Here is a 23149-nt window from a genome sequence, read left to right on the forward strand (position 1 = left end):
CGGCGGCTCATAGATCGGCACGCCGCCCGCGTTGAGCATGGCGATCTTGCGTTCGTCCACATCGAGACAGAACACCGAATTGCCGAGTTCCGCCAGACAGGCGCCGGTGACCAGGCCGACATAGCCGCTACCGATAATTGTGACTTTCATAGCAGAAGCTCCAGGACAGGGAGGGGCTCAACAAAAGACTGCGATCAGCCAAGCGCTTCGGAGCGGCGTGGGGCATAGGTTTCCCAGCGATTGCAGCCGGGGCACTGCCAGTAGAACAGCCGGGCGCGGAAGCCGCATTCGCGGCAGGTGTAGCGGGCGAGGTTGCGCGTGCGCACTTGCAGCAGGTCGCGGATGGCGACCACCTCTGACGTCTGGTCCTGCGCGACGGCTTCGCCGCCAGCCGTGGCCACGGCATCGCCTTCGGCAGCAGCGGTTTCCACGGCCTGCATCTCGGCGGCCTGCGCCTCGAAGTAGCGGGTCAGCGCCAGCAGCGTGGGTTGGCGGCGCAGTTGCTCGCGCATCAGCGCGGCGGCCGCCTCCGGGCCGTTCACGTCCAGTTCGGTGCGATAGGCGGTATCGAGCAGTTCCGGCGCGAGGTTCCCCTTGAGCAGCCCGCGCAGCCAGTCGATGGCCTGGCCCTGTTCGCCGAGCGTGCCGTAGGCCTTGACCACGCGGTCGGCCACCAGCGGCAGGTAGGCCGCATCCTGCGTCTCAATGCCGAGCCAGTGGCCCAGCGCGGCGCGGGCGTCGCCGCTAGCCATCGCTACGTCGCCAAGCAGGATCGGCGCGCGCACGTTGGCCGGGTTCTCCTCGCTCGCGCGGCGCAGCCACGCCACGGCGTCCTCGGGCCGCTTCTTCTGGAGCGCGTCCTGCGCCAGTTCGCAGCAGAATTGGGCGATCTGGATGCTGTAGTCTTTCTGCTCAAGCGTCTGCAGCTCGCGCGCGGCGTCGATGGCCTTCTGCCATTCCTTCTCGACTTCGTACAGTTCCAACAGCACACGCTTGGCCGACGCCGCGTACGGGCCCGACATCAGCCGGCGCAGCGACTCCTCGGCGCGGTCGAGCAGCCCGGCGCGCAGGAAGTCCTGGCCCAGTTCATAGAGCGCGTGCTCGCGCTCGGGCTCGGGCAGGTCCGGACGCGTGGCCAGGTTCTGATGAACGCGGATCGCGCGTTCGGTCTCGCCACGGCGGCGGAACAGCGCGCCCAGCGCGAAGTGGAGTTMGGTGGTTTCGGGGTCGAGCCGGGCCACTTCGACGAAGGCGTCGATGGCCTGGTCCGGTTGCTCGTTGAGCAGGAAATTGAGGCCCTTGAAATACGAGCGCGGCAGCGCGCCCTGCTCGCTGATCAACTGGCGCAGGTCGAACCGCGCCGCCACCCAGCCAAGGCCAAAGACAAGCGGCAGTACCAGCAGCCACCAGGTTTCAAACATCATGGGTCAGACTTTCGGGCCGACTACGTTATAGGGAACGCCGGGCTTGGCCTCGGGCGGCACGGTGTCCGCCGGCATCGGCACGCGCGCCTGGGCCAGCGCGCGGCGCAGCCGCGTGGCCTCCATCCGCTGACGCATCAGCGCCGGCGCCACCGCGGCCAGCGCCGCGACGATACCCAGCCCGAACGCGGCCAGCAGGATCAGGATCAGCGGCGCATGCCACACGGCGCCAAGGAACAGCTGCAGGGACGCATCCTCGGTGTTGCGCAATGCCAGGACGAACAGCAGGGCGAACAGGACGATGCGGAAAATCCAGGCGATGAGTTTCATGCGGTGACGGCCATCGGGACTCAGGACAACGAAAGCATGGACGCGCGTAATGTGCGCCATGGCTCCCGGCGACGGGTTCCCGGCATTGTAGCGGAATCACTTCAGGCAAACGGTAACGTTTGGTCGCGCCGCGCACCGTGGCGCCCCAAACAAAAAAGCGCTCCCGAGGGAGCGCTTTCCAACAGACTTCCAGATTGTCACCGCGTTCGCGTCAGGACCGAACCAGGTTGAGCTGGCCATCCTCGTGCAGCGTGCCGGCCGGAGCCGATACCTGCGCGCCGGACATGGCCTGCGCGGCGTGATCGCCATGCGAGCCATTGCCGTGATGCACGGTCTGGCCGTTATGCGACGGCCCCGGGCTACGGTCCACGCGTTCGCGCAACTCCTTGCCCGCCTTGAAGTGCGGCACCCGTTTTTCGGGCACCAGCACACGTTCGCCGGACTTGGGGTTGCGGCCCACGCGCGGAGKCCGCCGATTCAAACCAAAGCTGCCGAAGCCGCGAATCTCGATGCGATGGCCATCGGCCAGGGCTTCGGACATCGCGTCGAGAATCGTTTTCACCGAGATGTCCGCATCCCGCAGCAACAACTGCGGGAAACGGGCAGCCAGTTTTTCGACGAGCTCGGACTTGGTCATGGGCGGTCTCGCGGGCGCGGGCGCTGACGATTACTGGTTGTCCTGGCCGAGCTTGGCCTTCAGCAGTGCGCCGAGGTTGGTCGTGCCAGCCGTGCCGGTGTCAGCCTGGAACTTTTGCATGGCTTCCTGCTGTTCCACGTTGTCCTTGGCCTTGATCGACAGGTTGATGTTGCGCGACTTGCGGTCCACGTTCACCACCAGGGCCGTGATCTGCTCGCCTTCCTTCAGCACGTTGCGGGCATCTTCCACGCGGTCCGCGGAGATTTCCGAGGCGCGCAGGTAGCCTTCCACGTCGTCAGCCAGCTGCACCACGGCGCCCTTGGCATCAACGGCCTTGATCACGCCGTTGACCAGCGAACCCTTGTCGTTGGCCGAGATGAAGTTGTTGAACGGGTCGCCCGACAGCTGCTTGATACCCAGCGAGATGCGTTCCTTGTCGACGTCGATGCCCAGAACCACGGCTTCCACTTCGTCGCCCTTCTTGTACTTGCGCACGGCCTCTTCGCCGGTTTCTTGCCAGGACAGGTCGGACAGGTGCACCAGGCCGTCGATGCCACCGGGCAGGCCGATGAACACGCCGAAGTCGGTGATCGACTTGATCTGGCCCGTCAGCTTGTCGCCCTTCTTGTGGTTGCGGCTGAAATCGTCCCACGGATTGGCCTTGCACTGCTTCATGCCCAGGCTGATACGACGCTTGTCTTCGTCGATATCCAGAACCATGACTTCCACTTCGTCGCCCAGCTGGACAACCTTCGACGGGGCCACGTTCTTGTTGGTCCAGTCCATTTCGGACACGTGGACCAGGCCTTCGATGCCGGCTTCGATCTCGACCAACGCGCCGTAGTCGGTCAGGTTGGTCACCTTGCCGAACAGGCGGGTGCCTTGCGGGTAGCGACGCGAAATGCCCACCCACGGATCTTCGCCCAGTTGCTTCACGCCCAGCGAGACGCGGTTCTTTTCCTGGTCGAACTTGAGGATCTTGGCGGTGATTTCCTGGCCAACCGACAGCACTTCGCTCGGATGACGCACGCGACGCCATGCCAGGTCGGTGATGTGCAGCAGGCCGTCGATGCCACCCAGGTCCACGAACGCGCCGTAGTCGGTGATGTTCTTGACGATACCGTTGACGATGGCGCCTTCCTTCAGCGTCTCCATCAATTTCTGGCGCTCTTCGCCCAGCGTGGCTTCCACCACGGCACGGCGCGACAGCACAACGTTGTTACGCTTGCGGTCGAGCTTGATAACCTTGAATTCGAGGGTCTTGCCTTCGTACGGCGTGGTGTCCTTGATCGGACGCACGTCGACGAGCGAACCGGGCAGGAAGGCACGGATGCCATTGACCATCACGGTCAGGCCGCCCTTGACCTTGCCGGTCACGGTACCCGAGATGATTTCGCCGTCTTCCAGCGCCTTCTCGAGGTTCAGCCACGATGCCAGGCGCTTGGCCTTGTCGCGGGACAGAATCGTGTCGCCATAGCCGTTCTCGAGCGCATCGATGGCCACGGAGACATAGTCGCCGGCCTGCACTTCGAGTTCGCCCTGGTCGTTCAGGAACTCCTCCACCGGCACAAATGCCTCGGACTTGAGGCCGGCGTTGACGACCACGAAGTTGTGGTCGATGCGCACGACTTCAGCGGAGATCACTTCGCCAGCCTTCATATTGGAGCGGGCGACGGATTCCTCGAACAGTGCGGCAAAGGATTCGTTAGTTTGCAGGTCGGACATAAACGTGTGTGAGCAGTCCGCAGTACGCTGGCCGGCGCGACAATCGCGCTCAGTCTGCCATCGCAGCGGGGTTAGTTGATGAACGCCTTGCACCGGTCATCCGGGGCAAGGCTCCAGTTGGCGCCAGACCGGTTCAACGCCGTACGGCGGTGTACCACTCCAGCACCTGCGCCACGGCCTCATCTACCGACATGTCGGAGGTATCGAGCCGTTGCGCGTCTTCGGCGGGACGCAGCGGGGCGGCGGCACGGGAACGATCCCGCGCGTCGCGCGCCTCAAGGTCACGCAAAAGGTCTTCGATATTAGCAGAAATTCCCTTATCAATCAATTGTTTATAGCGCCTGCGGGCGCGTGCCTCGACACTTGCGGTCAGGAAGACCTTGAGGCGGGCCTCGGGAAAGATCACCGTGCCCATGTCGCGGCCGTCGGCCACGAGGCCGGGCAGCTTGCGGAAGCCGCGCTGGAGTGCCGTCAACGCATCACGCACGGGCTGGTGCACGGCGATGGCCGAGGCGCGGTTGCCGATGGCTTCGGCGCGGATGGCCTGGCTCACCTCCTCGCCGGACAGCCAGACCCGGTCCGGGCCGAACTTCACATCGAGGCGGGCCGCCATCTTTGCCAGAGTGGACACGTCCTGCAGGTCCACGTCCGCGCGGTCGCTCGCCAGCGCCACGAGCCGGTAGAGGGCACCGCTGTCGAGCAGGTGAAAGCCAAGGGCGTCGGCCACCTTGTGCGCCACGGTGCCCTTGCCGGACGCCGTGGGGCCATCAATGGTGATGACGTCGATCATAGTCATTGGTTATTAGCGCGCTAAAAACTATTGATTTTGTAAATCAATTAAGAATCATTATCATTGGTTCCATGGCTCGCACGGGCGGCCTCCCCGCCACCCGTCCCCACAGAACAGCCCGGGCGAGCCATCCCGAATCCCGAGCCAAATCCAAGAATGCGAGGCAATCTATCATGGCCAAGACCCTGACTTTCGGCATCATGCACCTGGGCATCGCCTTCAGCGTGACCTATGCGCTGACTGGCAATCTGGCCATCAGCGGTGCCATCACCTTCATCGAGCCGGCCGTGAATACCGTGGCCCACTACTTCTTCGATAAATACTGGGAACGGCGCGAACGCAGTGCGTCCGGCGCCGCCAGCGCGCACGCCGGACACGGGGTGCACGCCACGGCCACTATTTGACCGGAGTGACCGCTTACCGCGCCACCCCGGCAAACACCGAGAAGTACTCCGGGAATGTCTTGGCCACGCAGCCGGGATCGTTGATCCGTACCGGCAGCGGGCCGAAAGCCGCCAGCGAAAAGCACATCGCCATGCGGTGATCATCATAGGTGCCGATGCCGTCGGCTGGCGTGCGCCAGTCGGCCGCAGAGGGCGGCGGCGTCACACGCAGGTAGTCGGCGCCCTCTTCCACCGTAGCGCCGAGCTTGCGCAGTTCGGTGGCCATCGCCGCAATCCGGTCCGTTTCCTTGACCCGCCAGCTGGCGATATTGGTCAGCGTGGTGGTGCCTTCCGCGAACAGGGCGGCCACGGCCAGCGTCATCGCGGCATCGGGAATGTGGTTGCAGTCGAGTTCGATGCCGTTCAGCCGGCCGTCGTCGCGCTCGGTGCCGCGCACCTCGACCCAGTTGTCGCCGGCCATGACGTTGGCGCCCATCCGGTTCAGCGCATCGGCGAAGCGCACGTCGCCCTGGATGCTGGACAGGCCCACGCCTTCCACGCGCACCGGACCGCCGCCGATCGCGCCGGCTGCAAGAAAATACGATGCCGTGGAGGCGTCGCCTTCCACATAGATCTCGCCCGGCGAGCGGTACTGCGCGCCCGCCGGCAGGATGAAGCGCTCCCAGCCCTGCCGCTCCACGTCGATGCCGAAGCGCGCGAGCAGGTTCAGCGTGATCTCGATATACGGCTTCGAAATCAGCTCGCCGACCACCTCGATCTCGATGCGGCCGGACGGCGCGCTGGCCATCGGCAGCGTCATCAGCAGCGCGGTCAGGAACTGGCTCGATACGTCGCCGCGCACACGGATCGGCGCGTCGATGCGGATCTGCGCCGGATTGATCTGGAGCGGCGGGTAGCCTTCCGTGCCGAGGTAATCGACGGACGCCCCCACCTGCCGCAGGCCATCGACCAGATCGCCGATGGGCCGTTCGTGCATGCGCGGCACGCCGGAGAGCCGGTACGTGCCGCCCTGCAGGGCCAGCGCTGCGGTCAGCGGACGGATCGCCGTGCCGGCGTTGCCCATGAACAGATCGGCCGATTTATTCGGAAAGTTGCTACCTGCGCCGGTGACGATGCAGTCGCCACCATCGCGCTGCCAGGTCACACCGAGCACCTTGAGGGCGTCGAGCATGACGCGGGTGTCGTCGGAATCKAGCAGGTCGCGCACGCGCGTCTGGCCGGTGGCAAGCGCCGCCAGCAGCAGCACGCGGTTGGAGATGCTTTTCGAGCCGGGCAGCCGCACCGTGCCGGAAGCACGCGTCAGGGGGCCGAGGGTCAGATGTTCCATGATGTGGGCGGCTTCCGCGCTTCAGGGTTCGACGTTGGTGGCAGCCGCGCGCGCGGTGCCCCACTTCAGGCGGGCGCCGCTGGCCCGCGTGAACACGCGCTCCAGGCCCTCGCCATCGCCATCCTTGATCTGGGTCTTCAGGTGCGCGAGCACCTTCTCATAGGTGTCGATCTCGCGCAGCAACGCCTCCTTGTTGGCGATGCAGATGTCGCGCCACATCTCGGGCGAGGAGCCCGCGATGCGCGTGAAGTCGCGGAACCCACCGCCTGCGAAATCGAGTTTCAGCGCGGCATCCTCGGCATTGACCAATTGGGCGACCAGCGCGAAGGCCAGCAGGTGCGGCAGGTGGCTCACCGCCGCGAACACGGCGTCGTGCTGTACCGCGGACATCACATGACAATCGGCGCCGGTGCATTCCCACATCGCGCGCACGGCGGCCACGTCAGTCCGCGCGTTCTCCTGCAACGGGCACAGCACCACCTTCTTGCCGAGGTAGAGGTCGTTCAGCGCCGCCTCCACGCCGCTCAGCTCGCGGCCGGCAATCGGGTGGGCGGGGACGAACTGGGCAGCCTTGTCGCCGAGGGCGGTCTTGGCGGCCATGATCACGTCGGACTTGGTGCTGCCCGCGTCGGTCACGATCGTGCCCGGCTGCAGGTGCGGCTCCAGCGCGTGCAACAGCGCGAAGGTCTGGGCGACCGGCGCGCACAGCACGATCAGGCTGGCGCCACGCGCGGCGTCTTCGAGCGAGGCAATCTCGTCGATCACGCCCAGCGTCTTGGCCTTTTCGAGCGAGGCCGCCGAACGGCCCACGCCCACCACGGTGCCCACCACGCCTGCGCGCTTCAGCGACAGCGCCAGCGAGCCGCCAATCAGGCCCACGCCGACAATCACAACCCGGGAAAAATGCAGAGCGCTCACGGTATCAGGCCACCTGCGTGGCAGAAAACTTAAAATCGGACATCTTCATCACTGCAAGGCCTGCTCGAGCGCGGCGATAAACGCGGCGTTCTCCTCGGGCAGGCCGATCGTCACGCGCAGCCACTGCGGCAGGCCGTAGTTGGCCACCGGCCGCACGATCACACCCTGCTTCAGCAGCGCCAGATTCACCCGCGCGCCGGCACCATCGTCGGTGCCCACACGGACCATGACGAAATTGCCGGAGGACTTCACGTGCTCTAGGCCAAGCCGGTCGAACGCCGCCACCAGCTGGGCCTTGCCTTCGCGGTTCAGCGTGGCGCTGCGGCCAAGGAAATCGGCATCGCCCAGCGCCGCCACGGCGGCAGCCTGGGCCAGGCTGTTCACGTTGAACGGCTGGCGCACGCGGTTCAGCAGGTCGGTCAGCGGCGGCTGGGCAACGCCGTAGCCCACGCGCAGCCCGGCCAGGCCATAGGCCTTCGAGAACGTGCGCGAAACCATCAGGTTCGGATACTTGCGCACCCACGCCACGGACTCGTACTGCTGGTCCGCATCGAGATATTCGTTATAGGCCTCGTCCAGCACGACCACCACATTGGATGGCACTTTCGCCAGAAACGCCTCGATCTCGGCCGCCGGAATGAACGTGCCGGTCGGGTTGTTCGGATTGGCGATGAAGACCAGGCGCGTGTCGGGCGCAATCGCCGCAGCCATCGCGCCGAGGTCGTGGCCGTAGTCGCGCGCCTTCACCTCGATAGCGCGCGCGCCCACTTCCTGCGAGGCGAGCGCATAKACGGCAAACGAGTATTCGGCATAGACGATCGACTCGCCCGGCCGCACCAGCGCGTGGGCGGCCAGTTCCAGGATGTCGTTGCTGCCGTTGCCGAGGGTCAGCCATTCGGCCGGGACATCGTATTTCGCCGAAAGCTTCGCCTTCAGCTCGAAACCGTTGCTGTCCGGATAGCGACCCAGTTCGTCCATCGCCACCGCAATTGCGGACTTGGCGGAGGCCGGCATGCCGAGCGGGTTCTCGTTCGAGGCCAGCTTGACGATGCGCGCCTCATCCAGCCCGAACTCGCGCGCCACCTCGGCAATTGGCTTGCCGGCGATGTATGGCGAGATCTTTCTCACATAGGACGGCCCGAAATAGTGGGCGGCATTCTGCGCGTCGTCGGCGGCGCTACCTGGTTCTGCCATGTTTGCTCCTTGATGCTTACTTGCTGGACGGGTATGAGCCGAGCACCTTGAAGTACGCGGCATTGCGCTTCAGTTCCTCCAGGGCGCGCGCCACGGCGGCCTCGTGCTGGTGGCCTTCCACGTCCACATAGAAGTAGTACTCCCACGCGCCACTGCGCGCGGGACGCGATTCGAACCGGCACATCGACACGCCGTTCTCGGCCAGCGGCGCCAGCAACTGGTACACCGCACCGGCCTTGTTCGGCACCGACAGGATGAGAGACGTCTGATCGCTGCCCGAGGGCTCGGTCTCATAACGGCCAATCACGGCAAAGCGCGTGCGGTTATGCGGATCGTCCTGGATATGCGTGCGCACCAGATGCAGGTGGTAACGGTTGGCCGCCGACTCGCCGGCGATGGCCGCCACGGTGGGGTCTTCGCTCGCCATGCGTGCAGCTTCGGCATTGCTCGAGACCGCCTGGCGCTCCAGGTGCGGATAGTTGGCCGTGAGCCAGTGCTGGCACTGCGCCAGCGCCTGGGCGTGCGCGCGAACCACGGTCACGCCCTTCATGTCCGGCGTGGAGGCCATCAGGTTGTGATGGACCTTGAGCGCAATCTCACCGCTGATCTTTAGCGAGGTCTGCAGGAACAGGTCGAGCGTGCGCGACACCGCGCCTTCGGTCGAGTTCTCCACGGGCACCACGCCATATTCGACGGTGCCGGCTTCCACGGCGCGGAACACCTCGTCGATGCTCGGGCACGGCACGCCGCTCACTTCGTGGCCGAAATGCGCGTACAGCGCCTGCTCGGAGAACGTGCCGGCCGGGCCGAGGAACGCAATCTCAAGCGGCTTTTCCAGCCCACGGCAGGCAGACATCACCTCGCGCCAGATCGACGCCACGCTCTCGCCCAGCAGCGGGCCCGGGTTGGCGCCCTGCACCTTGCGGATGACCTGCAGTTCACGTTCGGGACGAAACACGGGCGCGCCGTACTTCTTCTTGACCTCGCCCACGTCGAGGGCGAGCTGGGCGCGGCGGTTCAGCAGCGCCAGCAGTTCGCTGTCCACCGCGTCGATCTCGCCGCGCAGCGGCGCGAGGTCGGCGGACAGCGCCTGCTCCTGGGCGCTGGGACCGGGGTTCCCTGTGGGCGGCGCGTCGTTGCTCACGCGCTTGTCTTCGCTAGTCATGTCAAAGCCTGGTGGGCCGCGCCGGGGCGGCGGCCGGGAAGAATCGGTGCAAATCCGCCGTCAGGCGGCGGTACGCTCGAATTCGCGCATGAAATCGATCAGCGCGGTCACGCCTTCCAGAGGCATGGCGTTGTAGATGCTGGCGCGCATGCCGCCCACGGACTTGTGGCCCTTGAGCTGTACCAGGCCATTCGCGCGCGCCTGGGTCAGGAACGCTTCGTTGCGCGATTCGTCGCGCAGGAAGAACGGTACGTTCATGCGCGAGCGGCAGCTGGGGTCAATCTCGTTACGGTAAAAGTCGCTCTGGTCCAGGAAGCGGTACAGCGCCTGCGCCTTGGCGATATTGCGCTGCTCGATGCCGGCCACGCCGCCCTGGGCCTTGAGCCACTTGAACACGAGCCCGGCGATATAGATCGCATAGGTGGGCGGCGTGTTGTACATCGAATCATGCTCGGCCACCTGGCGCCAGTTGAACGCCGACGGGCACAGCGGGTGCGCGAAGCCGATCAGGTCCTCGCGCACGATGACGATGGTCACGCCGGCCGGGCCGATGTTCTTCTGCGCCCCGCCGTACACCACCTGCACGCGCGACCAGTCGATCGGGCGCGACAGGATATGGCTGGACGCGTCGGCCACCACGATGCGGCCCTTGTCGTGCGTGCCGGTCTGGCCGATGTCGGGAATCTCCTGGAACTCCACGCCGACGATGGTCTCGTTCGTGCACAGGTGCACATAGGCCGCGTCGTCGGACAGCTTCCAACTGGCGACATCCGGAATTTTCGTAAATTTACGATCCGCGCTTGAGGCCGCGATATTGACCTCGCCATAGCGGCGCGCTTCCTGCTCGGTCTTGACCGACCACGTGCCGGTCACGACGAAATCGGTCTTCGGCTTGGCCGCATTGACGCGGCTGGCCAGGTTCAGCGGCACGATGCCATTCTCGCCAATCGCCCCGCCCTGCAGGAAGAGGATGCGGAAGTTCTTCGGCACATGGAGCAGTTCTCGCAGATCGGCGAGGGCTTCGTTGTGGATCCCCTCGAACTCGCGGCTGCGGTGGCTCATCTCCATGACCGACACGCCGGTGCCGCGCCACGACAGCATTTCCTCGGCCGCCTGCTGCAGGACTTCGGTCGGCAGTGCGGCCGGACCGGGCGAGAAATTGAACACGCGCTCGGCCACATTGCGTTGCAGGCCAGCGAGGGCGGGATTCTGGGGATCGTTCATGGAGGAAGAAGGAAAAATGGCTGCCGGTTTGAACCAGGCAGCCATTATCCCTCAAACGCGCGCCGCTAGGGCAGCGGCTCGGCGGCCGGATCGGCCGTCGATTCCTTGCGGATCACTTACTTCGAAGCGGCGGCGATTTCCTTCTCGGCCGAGTCACGCATCGACTTGCCAACCTGCGGGCCGTACTTCTGCATCATCGAACCCCAGATTTCCTGGGTCGCCTTGCCCTGGTTGGCCATGAACTTCTGGCCGGTCGGCGACTTCAGGAACGTGGTCAGGTCCTTGATTTCCTGCGTGCTGTAATACTTGCCGAACGCGTCGTAGTGGGCCTTGATGGCGTCCTGGCGGAAACCGTCGGTGTTGAACGCCGTACCGGCGCCATCCACCATGCGCTGCACCGCGCCGTTCTTCTTCAGCTTGTCGACAGCGGCCTGCTTCTGCTTGTCGTTCAGCGTCTTGTTTTCCACGAGGACTTGCTCGAGGACCAGCGGCGCTTCCTGCTTGGCGCCGTTCTGCCAGTTGTCGGCCTGGCCCTTCACGGCCTGGTCGGCCTGCATGACGGAGAGCAGTTCCTTGATGGCGGCGGTCTTGTCGGCATCCTGCGCCTGAGCGTGGGCGGCCTGGGCCACCATCATCGTCGGGACAAAAGCAGCCAGAACAGCAATACGTCGATAGGTTTTGAGCATTATGACTCCCTGGAAAATATGTCCGATTTAGTCCGCACGGCCGTCTGGCGAGTTCCGGCCGGCGTCCTGTTGTTGCAACAAATTACGAATTCGCGTCCGCGTCGGTTGCGCMGTCGGCGCCTTCGACCCCGGCGGTGCCAGCGGCCCCTTCCACCACATCGGCGTCCGCATCCTCGGCACCCTCGATCCCGGCGCCATTATCGGCATCGGTCTCGACAATCCGTTGCAGGCCCGACAGCTTGGTGCCCTCGTCCACGTTGATCAGGGTCACGCCCTGCGTGGCGCGGCCCATCTCGCGGATCTCGGCCACACGGGTGCGGATCAGCACGCCGCCGGTCGTGATCAGCATGATCTCGTCCTCGGGAGATACCAGCGCGGCAGCCACCACGCGGCCATTGCGCTCGCTGGTCTGGATCGCAATCATGCCCTTGGTGCCGCGGCCATGTCGAGTGTATTCCGAGATCGGCGTGCGCTTGCCGTAGCCGTTCTCGGTGGCGGTCAGCACGCTGCCCACCGCCGCGACGGCGGTCTCGGAACCCGCACTGCCTTCGGTCGCTTCCGCCGATTCGGCAGAATCCGTCGATTCAGCCACCGCAGTTTCTGCCGGCGCCACCAGCATGGCGATGACCGCCTGGCTTTCCTCGAGGTTCATGCCGCGGACGCCGCGGGCCTGACGGCCCATCGGACGCACGTCGTTTTCGTCGAAGCGCACGGCCTTGCCGGCGTCCGAGAACAGCATCACGTCATGCTGGCCGTCGGTCACGGCGGCGCCGATCAGGAAATCGCCCTCGTCCAGGTCCACGGCGATGATGCCGGCCTTGCGCGGGTTCGAGAACTCGGTCAGCGCGGTCTTCTTGACCGTGCCGCGTGCGGTGGCCATGAAGATGAAGTGCTCGGCGTCGAACTGGCGCACCGGCAGGATCACATTGATCTTCTCGCCATCGGCCAGCGGGAACATGTTAACGATCGGACGGCCACGCGAGTTGCGCGACCCCTGCGGCACCTCGTACACCTTGAGCCAGTACAGCCGGCCGCGGTTCGAGAAGCACAGGATGTAATCGTGCGTGTTGGCCACGAACAGCGTGTCGATCCAGTCGTCTTCCTTGGTGGCCGTCGCCAGCTTGCCGCGCCCGCCACGTTTCTGCGCGCGGTATTCGGAAATCGGCTGGCTCTTCATATAGCCGCTGTGCGAGAGCGTGACCACCATGTCCTGCGGCGTGATCAGATCCTCGGTGTCGAGTTCGGTCGCGTTCAGTTCGATGGTGGAACGGCGCTCGTCGCCAAATTCGGCGCGGATGGCACCGAGTTCGTCGGTGATGATGGTCGTAATACGTTCCGGACGCGCCAGGATGTCCAGCAGGTCCGCGATCACCGCCATCACTTCACGGTATTCCTGGACGATCTTGTCCTGCTCCAGGCCCGTGAGGCGTTGCAGGCGCATTTGCAGGATTTCCTGCGCCTGGCCGTCGGAGAGGCGGTACAGGCCGTCCGGCTGCATGCCGAACAGGGCGGGCAGGCCATCCGGACGATACGAGGCACGGCCGCCGGCAGTGTCGCTTTCGGCACGCGCGAGCATGTCGCGCACGAGTGCCGAATCCCACGACTTGGCCATCAGCTCCTGCTTGGCGATCGGCGGCGTCGGCGCGGCCTTGATGATCGCGATGAACTCGTCGATGTTCGCCAGCGCCACGGCCAGGCCTTCCAGCACGTGACCGCGCTCCCGCGCCTTGCGCAGCTCGAACACGGTGCGGCGGGTGACCACCTCGCGCCGGTGCGACAGGAACGCGTCCAGCATCTGGCGCAGGTTCAGCAGGCGCGGCTGGCCGTCGACCAGCGCCACCATGTTCATGCCGAAGGTGTCCTGCAGCTGGGTGTTCTTATATAGGTTGTTCAGGACAACCTCGGGCACTTCGTTGCGCTTCAGTTCGACCACCACGCGCATGCCCGACTTGTCGGACTCGTCGCGGATGTCGGAAATGCCCTCGACCTTCTTCTCGGTCACCAGCTCGGCGATGCGCTCGAGAAGCGTCCGCTTGTTCACCTGGTACGGCAGTTCGTCGACGATGATCGCCTGGCGCTGGCCGCGGTCGATGTCCTCGAAGTGCGTCCGGGCGCGCATGATGATGCGGCCCCGGCCCGTGCGATAGCCTTCGCGCACGCCCTGGATGCCGTAGATAATGCCGGCCGTCGGAAAATCGGGCGCTGGCACCAGTTCGATCAGGTCATCCACCGTGGCGTCGGGATTGCGCAGCAGATGCAGGCAGGCGTCGACCACCTCATTGAGGTTATGCGGCGGAATATTGGTGGCCATGCCMACCGCAATACCCGACGAGCCATTGATCAGCAAATTCGGAATACGCGCCGGCAAAATACCCGGTTCTTTTTCCGAACCGTCGTAGTTCGGCTCGAAATCGACAGTTTCCTTGTCGATATCGTGGAGCATTTCATGCGCAATTTTCGACAGGCGGATTTCGGTATAACGCATGGCTGCCGCGTTATCCCCATCGACCGAGCCGAAGTTGCCCTGCCCGTCCACCAGCATGTAGCGCAGCGAGAAATGCTGCGCCATGCGGACGATCGTGTCATAAACKGCGGTGTCGCCGTGCGGGTGATACTTACCGATCACATCACCGACAATACGGGCCGATTTCTTATAGGCCCGGTTCCAGTCGTTATTCAGCTCATGCATCGCAAAGAGCACGCGCCGATGTACTGGTTTCAGGCCATCCCGGACGTCGGGAAGCGCACGCCCGACGATAACGCTCATCGCGTAATCCAGGTATGAGCGGCGCATTTCCTCTTCCAGGGAAACCGGAAGCGTTTCTTTGGCGAATTGATCCATTGCGGCTTGGTTTATGCGGCGGGTTTTAGCGAATGAGACCCTGGTCCCGGGGCGCCGGCGGGGGCGCCTGTCCAGGACGGGCAACATGGCATTCTACCACGCGCGCCACCCCTTCCCGACGCCMGCCGGACGGCCCGGAAACAGGCCCGCCAGCGCCCTCCGGAGCGCCGCGCCTACCGCCCGCAAGCCATACGGGACAAGGGTTTGCGGGCGCCGCAAGAGCGATGTTGCACAAACACCACAGGGCTAAAACCCCAGGGTTGAATCGAATATATTTACTTCTTAGGAAACGAGCCTTGTGGCACAATTCCCCAGCGAAGAGCCAGACATTGTTCGAAGTGGAGCATCCACCACATCGAGAATGTTATACTCCGAAGAATGTATGACTTGTTTTCGTCCATTTGCTCGCAGTAACCCTGCGGTGATCTCATCCTGAGAGGAGAAATATGAAAAAATTTGCCAAGCTCGCGCTCGTTGCAGCTACCGCAGTAATGGCTGCATCCGCTCAAGCCCAGTCCGTCCCCTATGAAAAGAAGGCTGTGAACGACAACTGGGGCAACGGTACGAGCGAGTACGTGTGGAAGAATGGCACGAACGAGCTCTGCTGGCGCGACAGCTCCTGGACCCCGGCAACGGCCAATGCCCTGTGCGATGGCGCACTGGCTCCGGCTGCTGCTMCGGCCCAGGCACCGACCCCGGTGGCTCCTCCGGTTGTGTCGAGCGAGAAGGTCACTTTCGCAGCTGACACCCTGTTCGACTTCGACAAGGCTGTTCTGAAGCCCGAAGGCAAGGCCAAGCTGGACKACCTGGTCTCGAAGCTGCAAGGCATCACCCTCGAAGTGATCATCGCCGTGGGCCACACCGACGCGTTCGGTTCGGACAAGTACAACGATCGCCTGTCGATCCGTCGTGCTGAATCCGTCAAGGCTTACCTGGTGAGCAAGGGCGTGGAAGCCAACCGCGTGTACACCGAAGGCAAGGGCAAGCGCCAGCTGAAGGTGGATCCGAAGTCGTGCAAGGGCAACCGCACGGCACAGATCGCCTGCCAGCAGCCGAACCGTCGCGTGGAAGTCGAAGTGGTCGGCACCCGCAGCGCACGTTAATCGGATCCTCTCCGATGAAGAAAGCCCAGCGCAAGCTGGGCTTTTTTTTTGCCCGCTATTTTTGGTACAGTTGCCGGACGCTTCTCTCCGCACTCAGGTTTCGGGCCGTGCGCCYGGGACCTCACTCCTTTGACGATGTCGCAAACCTCCACCCTTTCCCCCGCTGGCAGCCCCACCGGTCGCAACGCCGATCCGAAAGAGATCGACAAGTTCAGCGAGCTGGCCCACCGCTGGTGGGACCCGAACAGCGAGTTCAAGCCGCTCCACGACCTGAACCCGCTGCGCCTGGGCTGGATCGACGGCATCGCGCGCCTGCCCGGCAAACAGGTGATCGACGTTGGGTGCGGAGGCGGCATCCTGTCCGAAAGCATGGCGCGCCTTGGCGCCACCGTGCGCGGCATCGATCTGTCTACCAAGGCACTCAAGGTAGCGGACCTGCATAGCCTGGAGTCCGGCGTGCCGGTCACCTACGAGGAAGTCGCCGTCGAGGACCTCGCCGCGCGCATCCCCGGCAGCGTGGACGTGGTGACTTGCATGGAAATGCTCGAGCACGTGCCCGACCCCGCCTCCATCGTGCGCGCCTGCACGACACTGGTCCGCCCGGGCGGCTACGTCTTCTTCTCGACGATCAACCGCAACCTCAAGGCCTACCTGCTGGCCATCGTCGGCGCCGAATACGTGCTGAACATGCTGCCGCGCGGCACCCACGACTACGAGAAGTTCATCACGCCATCGGAAATGGCCCGCTTCGCGCGCCAGGCCGGGCTGGACCTGATCGAGATGCGCGGCATGACCTACAACCCGTTGTCGCAGACGTACTCGCTCGGCCATGACACGGGCGTCAACTACATGATGGCCTTCCGCAAGACGGCGCCGAAGGCGGCGGACTGAATCATGCGCACCTTCGACGCGGTATTTTTCGATCTCGACGGCACGCTCGCCGACACAGCCCCTGACCTCGCCGCAGCCGCCAACCGGCTCGTGGTGGAGCGCGGCCTGCCGCCCGTGGCCTATGAGAAGTTGCGCCCGGTGGCTTCGCACGGCGCGCGCGGCCTGATCGGCGCGGCGTTCGGCAAGTCGCCCGAGGACCCCGACTTCCCCGCCCTGCGCGATACCTTCCTCGACTACTACGAGGCCGACATCGCGGTGCACACCCGCCTGTTCGACGGCATGGACGAGGTGCTGGCCCGGCTGGAAGCCGCCGGCATCCGCTGGGGCATCGTGACCAACAAGATCGCCCGCTTCACGGTGCCGCTGGTGGCCGCGATCGGCCTTGCGCCGCGCGCCTCGGCTGTGGTCAGCGGCGACACCACCGCGCATGCCAAACCCCACCCCGCCCCGCTGCTGCATGCAGCCGAGGTCAGCGGCGTGGCACCGGCACGCTGCCTGTATGTGGGTGACGACCTGCGCGACATCCAGGCCGGCAAAGCGGCCGGCATGGCCACGGTGACCGCCGCGTACGGCTACTGTGGCGACGGCGAGCCGCCCGAAGCCTGGGGCGCGGACTACCTGATCCGTCACCCGGCCGAGTTGCTGGCGCTGTTCGGGAACTGAAGCCCCCGGCAGGCAGCCAAAGCGAGTACAATCCGTCTCCTACATCTTCACACTGGGGCCGACCTGGTTTCGACGTGGGTTGCGAAGCAGTGGAGGGCATACCGAGGACCCGTCACCTCGTTAATCAATGGGAATGTAATAACTGCTAACGACGAACGTTACGCACTGGCTGCCTAAGGGCTAGCCGTCCTCGCACTGGCTCGCTGACGGGCTAGGGTTCGCAAGAACTGGCGAGGTCATTTACGTCAGATAAGCTTCGGGAGTGTCACGGGCCCGAGGACGAAAACCTAGTGACTCGCCGTCGTAGAGCGTGTTCGTCCGCGATGCGGCGGTTAAAACAAATGACAGAACTAAGTATGTAGAACTCTCTGTGGAGGGCTTGCGGACGCGGGTTCGATTCCCGCCGGCTCCACCAGTATTTAGTCCGTCGTTGTATTCGGAAGGCGAAAAACCCGCGACAGCACTCTGCTTCGCGGGTTTTTTGTTGCCGCAACGACGCGTCGCTGTAGGACCGCGACCTATACCCCATCCGGCTATATCAGCCGAAAATGTCCCCATGGAATGGCCTTCAGACGCTTCGGCAACGAGCGAAGCTGGCGGAGCCATTCGCTCGCTTGTCAGGCGCCGCATGCATGGCCACGCAGCGTGCACTATCTTTGAATCTGCCCGCCAACCAGCGTCCACAACAACGACATGCTCGCCATTTGTGCCTTGCTCGCGTTGATCGGTCTTGCCATTTCGGTTGCCGGCAAGCTCGGGCCAGGTAATCCATTCAGCATTTTCTTCAGCTTGTGGCTGTGCATCACAGTCGGGCTGATGGCAACACGCGGGAGCTTCTCTCCCACATCCCCATACATCTGGCAGTTGTTGGCGACCATGCTTTGCGTGTATCTCGCGTTCGCGGTCGCCGCAACACGGGGCAAGCGCTGCGCCCCCGCGAGCGTGGAAATGGACTACCGCATTTACTGCCTGGCATGGGCGCAGTGGGCGGTCCTGGCAGTGGTGCCCCTGCTCTATCTGAAAGCAACGCAACTGGCCGGAGGCAGCATCTTATCCAGAACTGGCTATATCGCGCTACGCACCGCCTTGATCGAGGAGGGAGCCGGCGGATACGGTCTGCTGGCCTATTTCGTCCCGCTGGCTTTCGTCGTGGCGTCGATTCGTCTGGTGCAGTTTGTGGCAACGCGAAAGGGCGTGTTGGACTTGATCGTCAGCGTCGGCTCCGCGGTTGCCATGGCATTCCTCTGCACGGGCAGGACGTTCTTTCTGATGATGTTCTGCTTCCTGGCTTTCCCGCTGATCTCCACGGGCAAGCTCAAGCTACGCGGCGCCGTCATCCTGAGCGTCATGTTGCTCGCTTCGTTCATTGTCGTGGCGCTGCTCACGCGCAAGGGATTGGATCACCATGCCACGCTGACGGCTAACGCGGAGAGCATCCTGAAGATGCTGAAAGTCTACGTGCTGTCACCAACGATGGCGATGGCCGTGGTGGCTGACGGCAACACGGAACCGCTGGCGCTGGGCGGTTATTCGCTGCGATTTTTCCAGATTTTGCTTACCAAGCTGGCAGGGATCGAATTCGAATCACTGCCGCTGATACGTGATTATGTGCACGTGCCGGATCGCGTAAACGTATTCACGGTCCTGGATCCGTATTTTCGCGATTTTGGGGCGGCGGGCGTGGTGGGATTCGCTGTGGCCTCGGCGGCACTGCACTTCACCTTGTTCCGCCTGATGCGCAACCGCGGCGGGCCTTGGGTTTTTATTTATTCGGCGACCCTGTTCCCACTGGTCATGCAGTTTTTCCAGGATATGTACGCGACGCTGTTATCCACCTGGGTGCAGGTATTTTTCTGGTACATGCTCTTCGTCAGGCTCACGGCGACAAAGCCGCTCAGTGCACCGATTCCGCCGGCTGGCTCGCTGCCAGGCGCGCGGCATAGAAGCGGTCCAGCGCTACGTGCACGCCAAGCAGGCCGAACAGTTGGGAGGCCTCGTTCACTGATACCAACACGCCCGGCATCCACAGCCGCTGCAGGCGGCCCGGGGCCTGCCCGCTGAGGTCGGCAAACGCTTCCATGCCGTACTCCTGGATGGCCTTGAACAGCACCAGGCCTACCAGGTACATATCGCCGGAATCCAGCGCGATGGCCGCCTGCGCAGCCCAGCGCACTTGCCGGTCTTCGTGCTTCTCCGCCTCGGCAAAGCGCTCCGTCGCCGTCTGGGCGACCGCCTCACCGGGCGCTTGGAATGTGAGGCTCATTGCCAATCTCCAATGCCAGATCCCATGGATATCGGCAGATTTGCCATTTTCCTGAAGCCTTCCTCCAGGACACGAGATAACGCATGGGTCCCTTGGCCGCACGGGGCTACAATGGACGCCCGCCTCTTCCTGCCCAACTCCATGACCGACCACCCCCGCTTCACCCTCAACCGCTCCATGGTCATGCTGCTGCCCGAGCAGCCGTTCCTGGACTGGATCAAGGCCGTCGACCCGGAGCCCGTGCCGGGCCTGTCGCTCGAGGACGTCCGCGACGACGCCAGCGTCTTTCTGTTGCCGTCGGAAGTGGCGGATTCCCCGGAGACTGCTATGCGCTGGGTGGAAAAGCGCTGGCAGGCGTTCTTCGAATTCATGTTGGGCGAATGGTTTGATGATTCCATGTGGCCCGAGAATATGTCCCTGGCCATGTTCCGCGAATGGTTCACGCCGCGTTTCCATTCCATGGTGTGGGATATGGCGCCGGAGTCTCCCATCATGCATGAAGACTGGGATGACGAAGACGACGATATGCCGTCCATGCTGCACTAAATCCAACCTCGGAAATTGAAACGGCACGCCCGAGGGCGTGCCGTTTTTGCTTGCGCGAACAAGACTATAAATCAAAGAAAGCGATCGAGTATTTTGCGGCTGGGTTTGTCGAGCGCGGACAGGTCGCGAATCAGGTAATGAATGCCGTGGTTGTCGGAGATCAGCAGCGTGCTGCCGGTCAGTCGACGAATGTCCTCTTCGCCGCGCAGCACGAGGTCGGTCTGGCCACGATCCGTCCGCACCGTCCAGACGCTCGGCGTGGCATAGGTGGACACACCCACAATGCTACGAATTTCCGGCATGAACTCGCGCGCGGCCAGTTCGGACTCGATCAGGGCACGCATCGGCGCCGGCAGGGTATCGAGGCGCGGAATCCACGCCAATTCGCGGCCATCGGTACTGATCAAGCCGACACCGTCGTCGGGCGCGGCAATCGGGAAGGCGCGCACAGGCACCACGCCCTCGTGCGCCGTGCCGTCGGCCGTCGTCAGAACGAGCTTGCCGAACGGGTTGCGGGACAACGTGTAATCGGGCGTCTGCATAGCGGTTTGCCGAGAAATCGAATCACCTGAAGAATCACTGCGCATTGACGGCCTCCGTATCGAGGCGTTCGCCCGCGCTGGGCAGGTCTGCATCGGCATCGACATTGCGCGCCTGCGCCTGGTAGAGCTTGTAGTAGGCGCCTTCGCGCGCGAGCAGTTCGTCGTGATTGCCGACTTCGACAATCTGTCCGCGATCCATCACCACGAGGCGATCGGCCTTCCGCAGCGTGGACAACCGGTGCGCGATCGCAATGGTCGTACGTCCCTGCACGAGGTTATCCAGCGCCTTCTGGATCTCCTTCTCCGTGGTGGTGTCCACCGACGACGTGGCCTCGTCCATGATCAGGATGCGCGGATTGATCAGCAGCGCGCGTGCGATGGAGATGCGCTGGCGCTCCCCGCCGGACAGCGCTTGCCCGCGCTCCCCTACCAGCGAGTCATAGCCGTGCGGCAGGCGCAGGATGAACTCGTGCGCATGCGCGGCCCGCGCTGCGGCGACGATTTCTTCGCGCGTGGCGTCGGGCTTGCCGTAGGCGATGTTGTCGGCAATCGTGCCGAAGAACAGGAACGGCTCTTGTAGTACCAGTCCGATATGGCGGCGGAACTCCGACACCGGCAGCGAGCGGATGTCGATGCCATCCACGCGGATCGCGCCTTCGGACACATCGTAGAAGCGGCAGATCAGATTGACAAGCGTGCTCTTGCCCGAGCCGCTGTGGCCGACCAGCCCGATCATCTCGCCCGGCCGGATCGACAGGTTCAGGCCGCGGATCACCGCGCGGTTGCCGTAGCGGAAGCCGAGGTCGCGCAGTTCGATGGCGCCCTCCACCTTATCGAGATGCACCGGGCGCTGCGGCTCGGGCACGCTCGACACATGGTCCAGGATGTCGAAGATCCGCTTGGCGCCGGCGGCAGCCTTCTGCGTGACCGACACGATCCGGCTCATCGAATCCAGCCGCGTGTAGAAACGGCTGATATAGGTCAGGAAGGCGACCAGCACGCCGACCGTGATGGCGTCGTGGCTGACCTGCCAGATGCCGAAGATCCAGACCACCAGCAGGCCCACTTCGGTCAGCAGCGTCACCGTAGGCGTGAACAGCGACCAGACGGCATTGACGCGATCGTTGACGGCCAGATTGTGCTTGTTCGCCTCGCGAAAGCGGTCGACCTCGCGCTTTTCCTGGGCGAAGGCCTTGACCACGCGGATGCCGGGAATCGTGTCGGCCAGCACATTGGTGATCTCGGACCAGATGCGGTCGATCTTCTCAAAGCCGTGACGCAGGCGGTCCCGCACGAGGTGGATCATCCAGGCGATGAACGGCAGCGGCACCAGCGTCACCAGCGCCAGCCAGGGATTGATCGAGATGAGGATGATGGCCGTCATGACGATCATCAGCACATCGGTTGCGAAATCGAGCAGGTGGAGCGACAGGAAGACGCAGATGCGGTCGCTTTCGGAGCCGATACGGGCCATCAGGTCGCCCGTGCGCTTGCCACCGAAATATTCGAGCGACAGTTTTAGCAGGTGTTCGTACGTTGTTGTGCGCAGATCGGCGCCGATACGCTCGGATACACGCGCCAGCAGATACGTCCGCGCCCAGCCCAGGCTCCACGCCACCAGCGCGGCGCCGAGCAGCCCGGCCAGGTACATCTTGACGCGCTCATAGTCGATCGGCACGCCGTTTTGGTACGGAATCAGCACCTTGTCCATCAGCGGCATGGTCAGGTACGGCGGCACCAGCGTGGCGGCGGTGCCGAGCAGGGTCAGCAGGAAGCCGGCCAGCAGCTCCCACTGGTAGGGCCGTGCGAAGCGCCACAGGCGCAGCAGCGCCCAGGTGGATGGCGGGGTCTCGAGGTCGCGGCTGCACTGGGGGCAGACGTCCTCGCCGGGGGGCAGCGGGGCCTTGCAGGTGGGGCAGACATCGTCGTCGGCCGGCACGGCGGCCTGGCCGGTGGCGAGCAGCGCGCGGCGGGCTTCGAACTGATCGGCCAGCCGCAGGGCGTCGGGATTGTAACCAAGCGTGTAGCGCCAGCTCCCCAGCCGGGCGCGGCCGTCGGCCAGTTCCAGCGAGCCAACCCCGGCGTGGTCGCCATGGGTCAGCGTCAAGGCAGGCGTAATTTCCCAGTCGACGATGTTTTTTTCACCGCCCCCCCGGGCAATCAGCCGGCGGTCGGTCACAACCAGCCACCCTTGGGTAAAATGCAGCCTTGCGTCCAGGTCCAGGTCAAGGCCAGCCAGCACGGTTTCACCGGGCTGCAGGCTCGTGCCGATCTCGGCGCCCCAACGACCTTGCGGGCCGGAGGGGATTGGGACGGACGGGGAGGATTGGGTCATTATTGGCGCGAAATGCGTCCGCGGTGAGTCCACAACAGGGTAGACACGGACATAACTTGAAACAATTTAGGCGGGAAGCCGGCTGGCGGCCCGCGATTTTGCCCGCAAGTATACATAACGCAAACAAACGGGGCGCCTGGTGC

General features: G+C 64.0%; 20 protein-coding genes, 1 other RNA gene and 2 pseudogenes. 7 read left to right on the forward strand and 16 right to left on the reverse strand.

The genetic code is table 11. The features are described from left to right. The 6 genes and pseudogenes from AC1EJR_RS25265 to cmk form a co-directional block, all read right to left on the reverse strand. A pseudogene (locus AC1EJR_RS25265) lies at positions 1-156 on the reverse strand (UDP-glucose 6-dehydrogenase); the annotation flags it as partial. A 38-nt stretch (positions 157-194) separates the two neighbouring features. Beyond that, positions 195-1424 (reverse strand): lipopolysaccharide assembly protein LapB, encoded by a 1230-nt coding sequence (gene lapB / locus AC1EJR_RS25270; protein WP_477147739.1) that lies wholly within the window; start codon positions 1422-1424, stop codon positions 195-197. A gap of 3 nt (positions 1425-1427) precedes the next feature. Next, entirely contained in the window at positions 1428-1751 is a 324-nt protein-coding gene (locus AC1EJR_RS25275; RefSeq protein WP_092298428.1) for a lipopolysaccharide assembly protein LapA domain-containing protein, read from the reverse strand. 211 nt (positions 1752-1962) lie between these two features. After that, positions 1963-2388, reverse strand: coding sequence for an integration host factor subunit beta (locus AC1EJR_RS25280; protein WP_477147740.1), 426 nt, complete (start codon positions 2386-2388; stop codon positions 1963-1965). 30 nt (positions 2389-2418) lie between these two features. Further along, positions 2419-4206 (reverse strand): 30S ribosomal protein S1, encoded by a 1788-nt coding sequence (rpsA, locus tag AC1EJR_RS25285; RefSeq protein ID WP_477147741.1) that lies wholly within the window; start codon positions 4204-4206, stop codon positions 2419-2421. Positions 4207-4246: 40 nt separating this feature from the next. Then, the gene (gene cmk / locus AC1EJR_RS25290) at positions 4247-4909 is read right to left on the reverse strand and encodes a (d)CMP kinase (protein WP_092298419.1); all 663 of its coding nucleotides are present in this window, start codon (positions 4907-4909) and stop codon (positions 4247-4249) included. A gap of 167 nt (positions 4910-5076) precedes the next feature. Between cmk and AC1EJR_RS25295 the strand changes: the two genes are divergently transcribed. Then, positions 5077-5307, forward strand: coding sequence for a DUF2061 domain-containing protein (locus AC1EJR_RS25295; protein WP_092298416.1), 231 nt, complete (start codon positions 5077-5079; stop codon positions 5305-5307). Between the two features lie 13 nt (positions 5308-5320). Here the strand turns inward: AC1EJR_RS25295 and aroA are convergent, their stop codons facing one another. From aroA to gyrA, 7 genes are all read right to left on the reverse strand, one after another. Further along, positions 5321-6634 carry a 3-phosphoshikimate 1-carboxyvinyltransferase gene (gene aroA / locus AC1EJR_RS25300; RefSeq protein WP_441644533.1) on the reverse strand — a complete coding sequence of 438 codons (1314 nt, stop codon included), beginning with the start codon at positions 6632-6634 and terminating at the stop codon, positions 5321-5323. Between the two features lie 21 nt (positions 6635-6655). Next, positions 6656-7552: a prephenate dehydrogenase gene (locus tag AC1EJR_RS25305; RefSeq protein ID WP_092298410.1), complete on the reverse strand. Its 897-nt coding sequence runs from the start codon at positions 7550-7552 to the stop codon at positions 6656-6658. Between the two features lie 48 nt (positions 7553-7600). Next, positions 7601-8746 carry a histidinol-phosphate transaminase gene (hisC, locus tag AC1EJR_RS25310; RefSeq protein WP_454756868.1) on the reverse strand — a complete coding sequence of 382 codons (1146 nt, stop codon included), beginning with the start codon at positions 8744-8746 and terminating at the stop codon, positions 7601-7603. Between the two features lie 16 nt (positions 8747-8762). Further along, on the reverse strand, positions 8763-9911 hold the full coding sequence (pheA, locus tag AC1EJR_RS25315; protein WP_477110602.1) for a prephenate dehydratase: 1149 nt from the start codon (positions 9909-9911) through the stop codon (positions 8763-8765). Between the two features lie 60 nt (positions 9912-9971). Beyond that, on the reverse strand, positions 9972-11135 hold the full coding sequence (gene serC / locus AC1EJR_RS25320; protein ID WP_441591891.1) for a 3-phosphoserine/phosphohydroxythreonine transaminase: 1164 nt from the start codon (positions 11133-11135) through the stop codon (positions 9972-9974). 116 nt (positions 11136-11251) lie between these two features. Continuing rightward, positions 11252-11821: a DUF2059 domain-containing protein gene (locus tag AC1EJR_RS25325; RefSeq protein WP_092298398.1), complete on the reverse strand. Its 570-nt coding sequence runs from the start codon at positions 11819-11821 to the stop codon at positions 11252-11254. Between the two features lie 82 nt (positions 11822-11903). Further along, on the reverse strand, positions 11904-14663 hold the full coding sequence (gene gyrA / locus AC1EJR_RS25330; protein ID WP_477147742.1) for a DNA gyrase subunit A: 2760 nt from the start codon (positions 14661-14663) through the stop codon (positions 11904-11906). A gap of 446 nt (positions 14664-15109) precedes the next feature. Between gyrA and ompA the strand changes: the two genes are divergently transcribed. From ompA to AC1EJR_RS25355, 5 genes and pseudogenes are all read left to right on the forward strand, one after another. Further along, entirely contained in the window at positions 15110-15766 is a 657-nt protein-coding gene (gene ompA, locus AC1EJR_RS25335) for an outer membrane protein OmpA (protein WP_477147743.1), read from the forward strand. 135 nt (positions 15767-15901) lie between these two features. After that, positions 15902-16657 carry a bifunctional 2-polyprenyl-6-hydroxyphenol methylase/3-demethylubiquinol 3-O-methyltransferase UbiG gene (ubiG, locus tag AC1EJR_RS25340; RefSeq protein WP_477113848.1) on the forward strand — a complete coding sequence of 252 codons (756 nt, stop codon included), beginning with the start codon at positions 15902-15904 and terminating at the stop codon, positions 16655-16657. A gap of 3 nt (positions 16658-16660) precedes the next feature. Further along, entirely contained in the window at positions 16661-17320 is a 660-nt protein-coding gene (gene gph / locus AC1EJR_RS25345; RefSeq protein WP_092298386.1) for a phosphoglycolate phosphatase, read from the forward strand. Between the two features lie 54 nt (positions 17321-17374). Beyond that, positions 17375-17735: a transfer-messenger RNA gene (ssrA, locus tag AC1EJR_RS25350) on the forward strand. Between the two features lie 278 nt (positions 17736-18013). Then, positions 18014-19174: pseudogene (locus AC1EJR_RS25355) on the forward strand (O-antigen polymerase); the annotation flags it as partial. Positions 19175-19214: 40 nt separating this feature from the next. Here the strand turns inward: AC1EJR_RS25355 and AC1EJR_RS25360 are convergent. Further along, positions 19215-19583: a hypothetical protein gene (locus AC1EJR_RS25360; protein WP_092298383.1), complete on the reverse strand. Its 369-nt coding sequence runs from the start codon at positions 19581-19583 to the stop codon at positions 19215-19217. Positions 19584-19724: 141 nt separating this feature from the next. Between AC1EJR_RS25360 and AC1EJR_RS25365 the strand changes: the two genes are divergently transcribed. Then, positions 19725-20129 (forward strand): hypothetical protein, encoded by a 405-nt coding sequence (locus AC1EJR_RS25365; RefSeq protein ID WP_092298480.1) that lies wholly within the window; start codon positions 19725-19727, stop codon positions 20127-20129. Positions 20130-20200: 71 nt separating this feature from the next. Here AC1EJR_RS25365 and AC1EJR_RS25370 read toward each other — a convergent pair whose 3' ends face one another. After that, positions 20201-20671 (reverse strand): cyanophycin metabolism-associated DUF1854 family protein, encoded by a 471-nt coding sequence (locus tag AC1EJR_RS25370; RefSeq protein WP_092298380.1) that lies wholly within the window; start codon positions 20669-20671, stop codon positions 20201-20203. Positions 20672-20705: 34 nt separating this feature from the next. Then, positions 20706-23006, reverse strand: a complete 2301-nt coding sequence (locus AC1EJR_RS25375) for a cyanophycin metabolism-associated ABC transporter (protein ID WP_092298377.1) — start codon at positions 23004-23006, stop codon at positions 20706-20708. Between the last annotated feature and the right edge of the window lie 143 nt (positions 23007-23149).

It is taken from the genome of Cupriavidus sp. 05T42, assembly GCF_056396345.1.

What these genes read in the sequence shown, in the direction of transcription:
- cmk (WP_092298419.1), bottom strand. Translation starts at nt 4,909, where the DNA reads ATGACTATGATCGACGTCATCACCATTGATGGCCCCACGGCGTCCGGC.
- AC1EJR_RS25360 (WP_092298383.1), bottom strand. Translation starts at nt 19,583, where the DNA reads ATGAGCCTCACATTCCAAGCGCCCGGTGAGGCGGTCGCCCAGACGGCG.
- serC (WP_441591891.1), bottom strand. Translation starts at nt 11,135, where the DNA reads ATGAACGATCCCCAGAATCCCGCCCTCGCTGGCCTGCAACGCAATGTG.
- gph (WP_092298386.1), top strand. Translation starts at nt 16,661, where the DNA reads ATGCGCACCTTCGACGCGGTATTTTTCGATCTCGACGGCACGCTCGCC.
- pheA (WP_477110602.1), bottom strand. Translation starts at nt 9,911, where the DNA reads ATGACTAGCGAAGACAAGCGCGTGAGCAACGACGCGCCGCCCACAGGG.
- AC1EJR_RS25295 (WP_092298416.1), top strand. Translation starts at nt 5,077, where the DNA reads ATGGCCAAGACCCTGACTTTCGGCATCATGCACCTGGGCATCGCCTTC.
- AC1EJR_RS25375 (WP_092298377.1), bottom strand. Translation starts at nt 23,006, where the DNA reads ATGACCCAATCCTCCCCGTCCGTCCCAATCCCCTCCGGCCCGCAAGGT.
- AC1EJR_RS25370 (WP_092298380.1), bottom strand. Translation starts at nt 20,671, where the DNA reads ATGCAGACGCCCGATTACACGTTGTCCCGCAACCCGTTCGGCAAGCTC.
- AC1EJR_RS25325 (WP_092298398.1), bottom strand. Translation starts at nt 11,821, where the DNA reads ATGCTCAAAACCTATCGACGTATTGCTGTTCTGGCTGCTTTTGTCCCG.
- AC1EJR_RS25275 (WP_092298428.1), bottom strand. Translation starts at nt 1,751, where the DNA reads ATGAAACTCATCGCCTGGATTTTCCGCATCGTCCTGTTCGCCCTGCTG.
- AC1EJR_RS25365 (WP_092298480.1), top strand. Translation starts at nt 19,725, where the DNA reads ATGACCGACCACCCCCGCTTCACCCTCAACCGCTCCATGGTCATGCTG.
- ubiG (WP_477113848.1), top strand. Translation starts at nt 15,902, where the DNA reads ATGTCGCAAACCTCCACCCTTTCCCCCGCTGGCAGCCCCACCGGTCGC.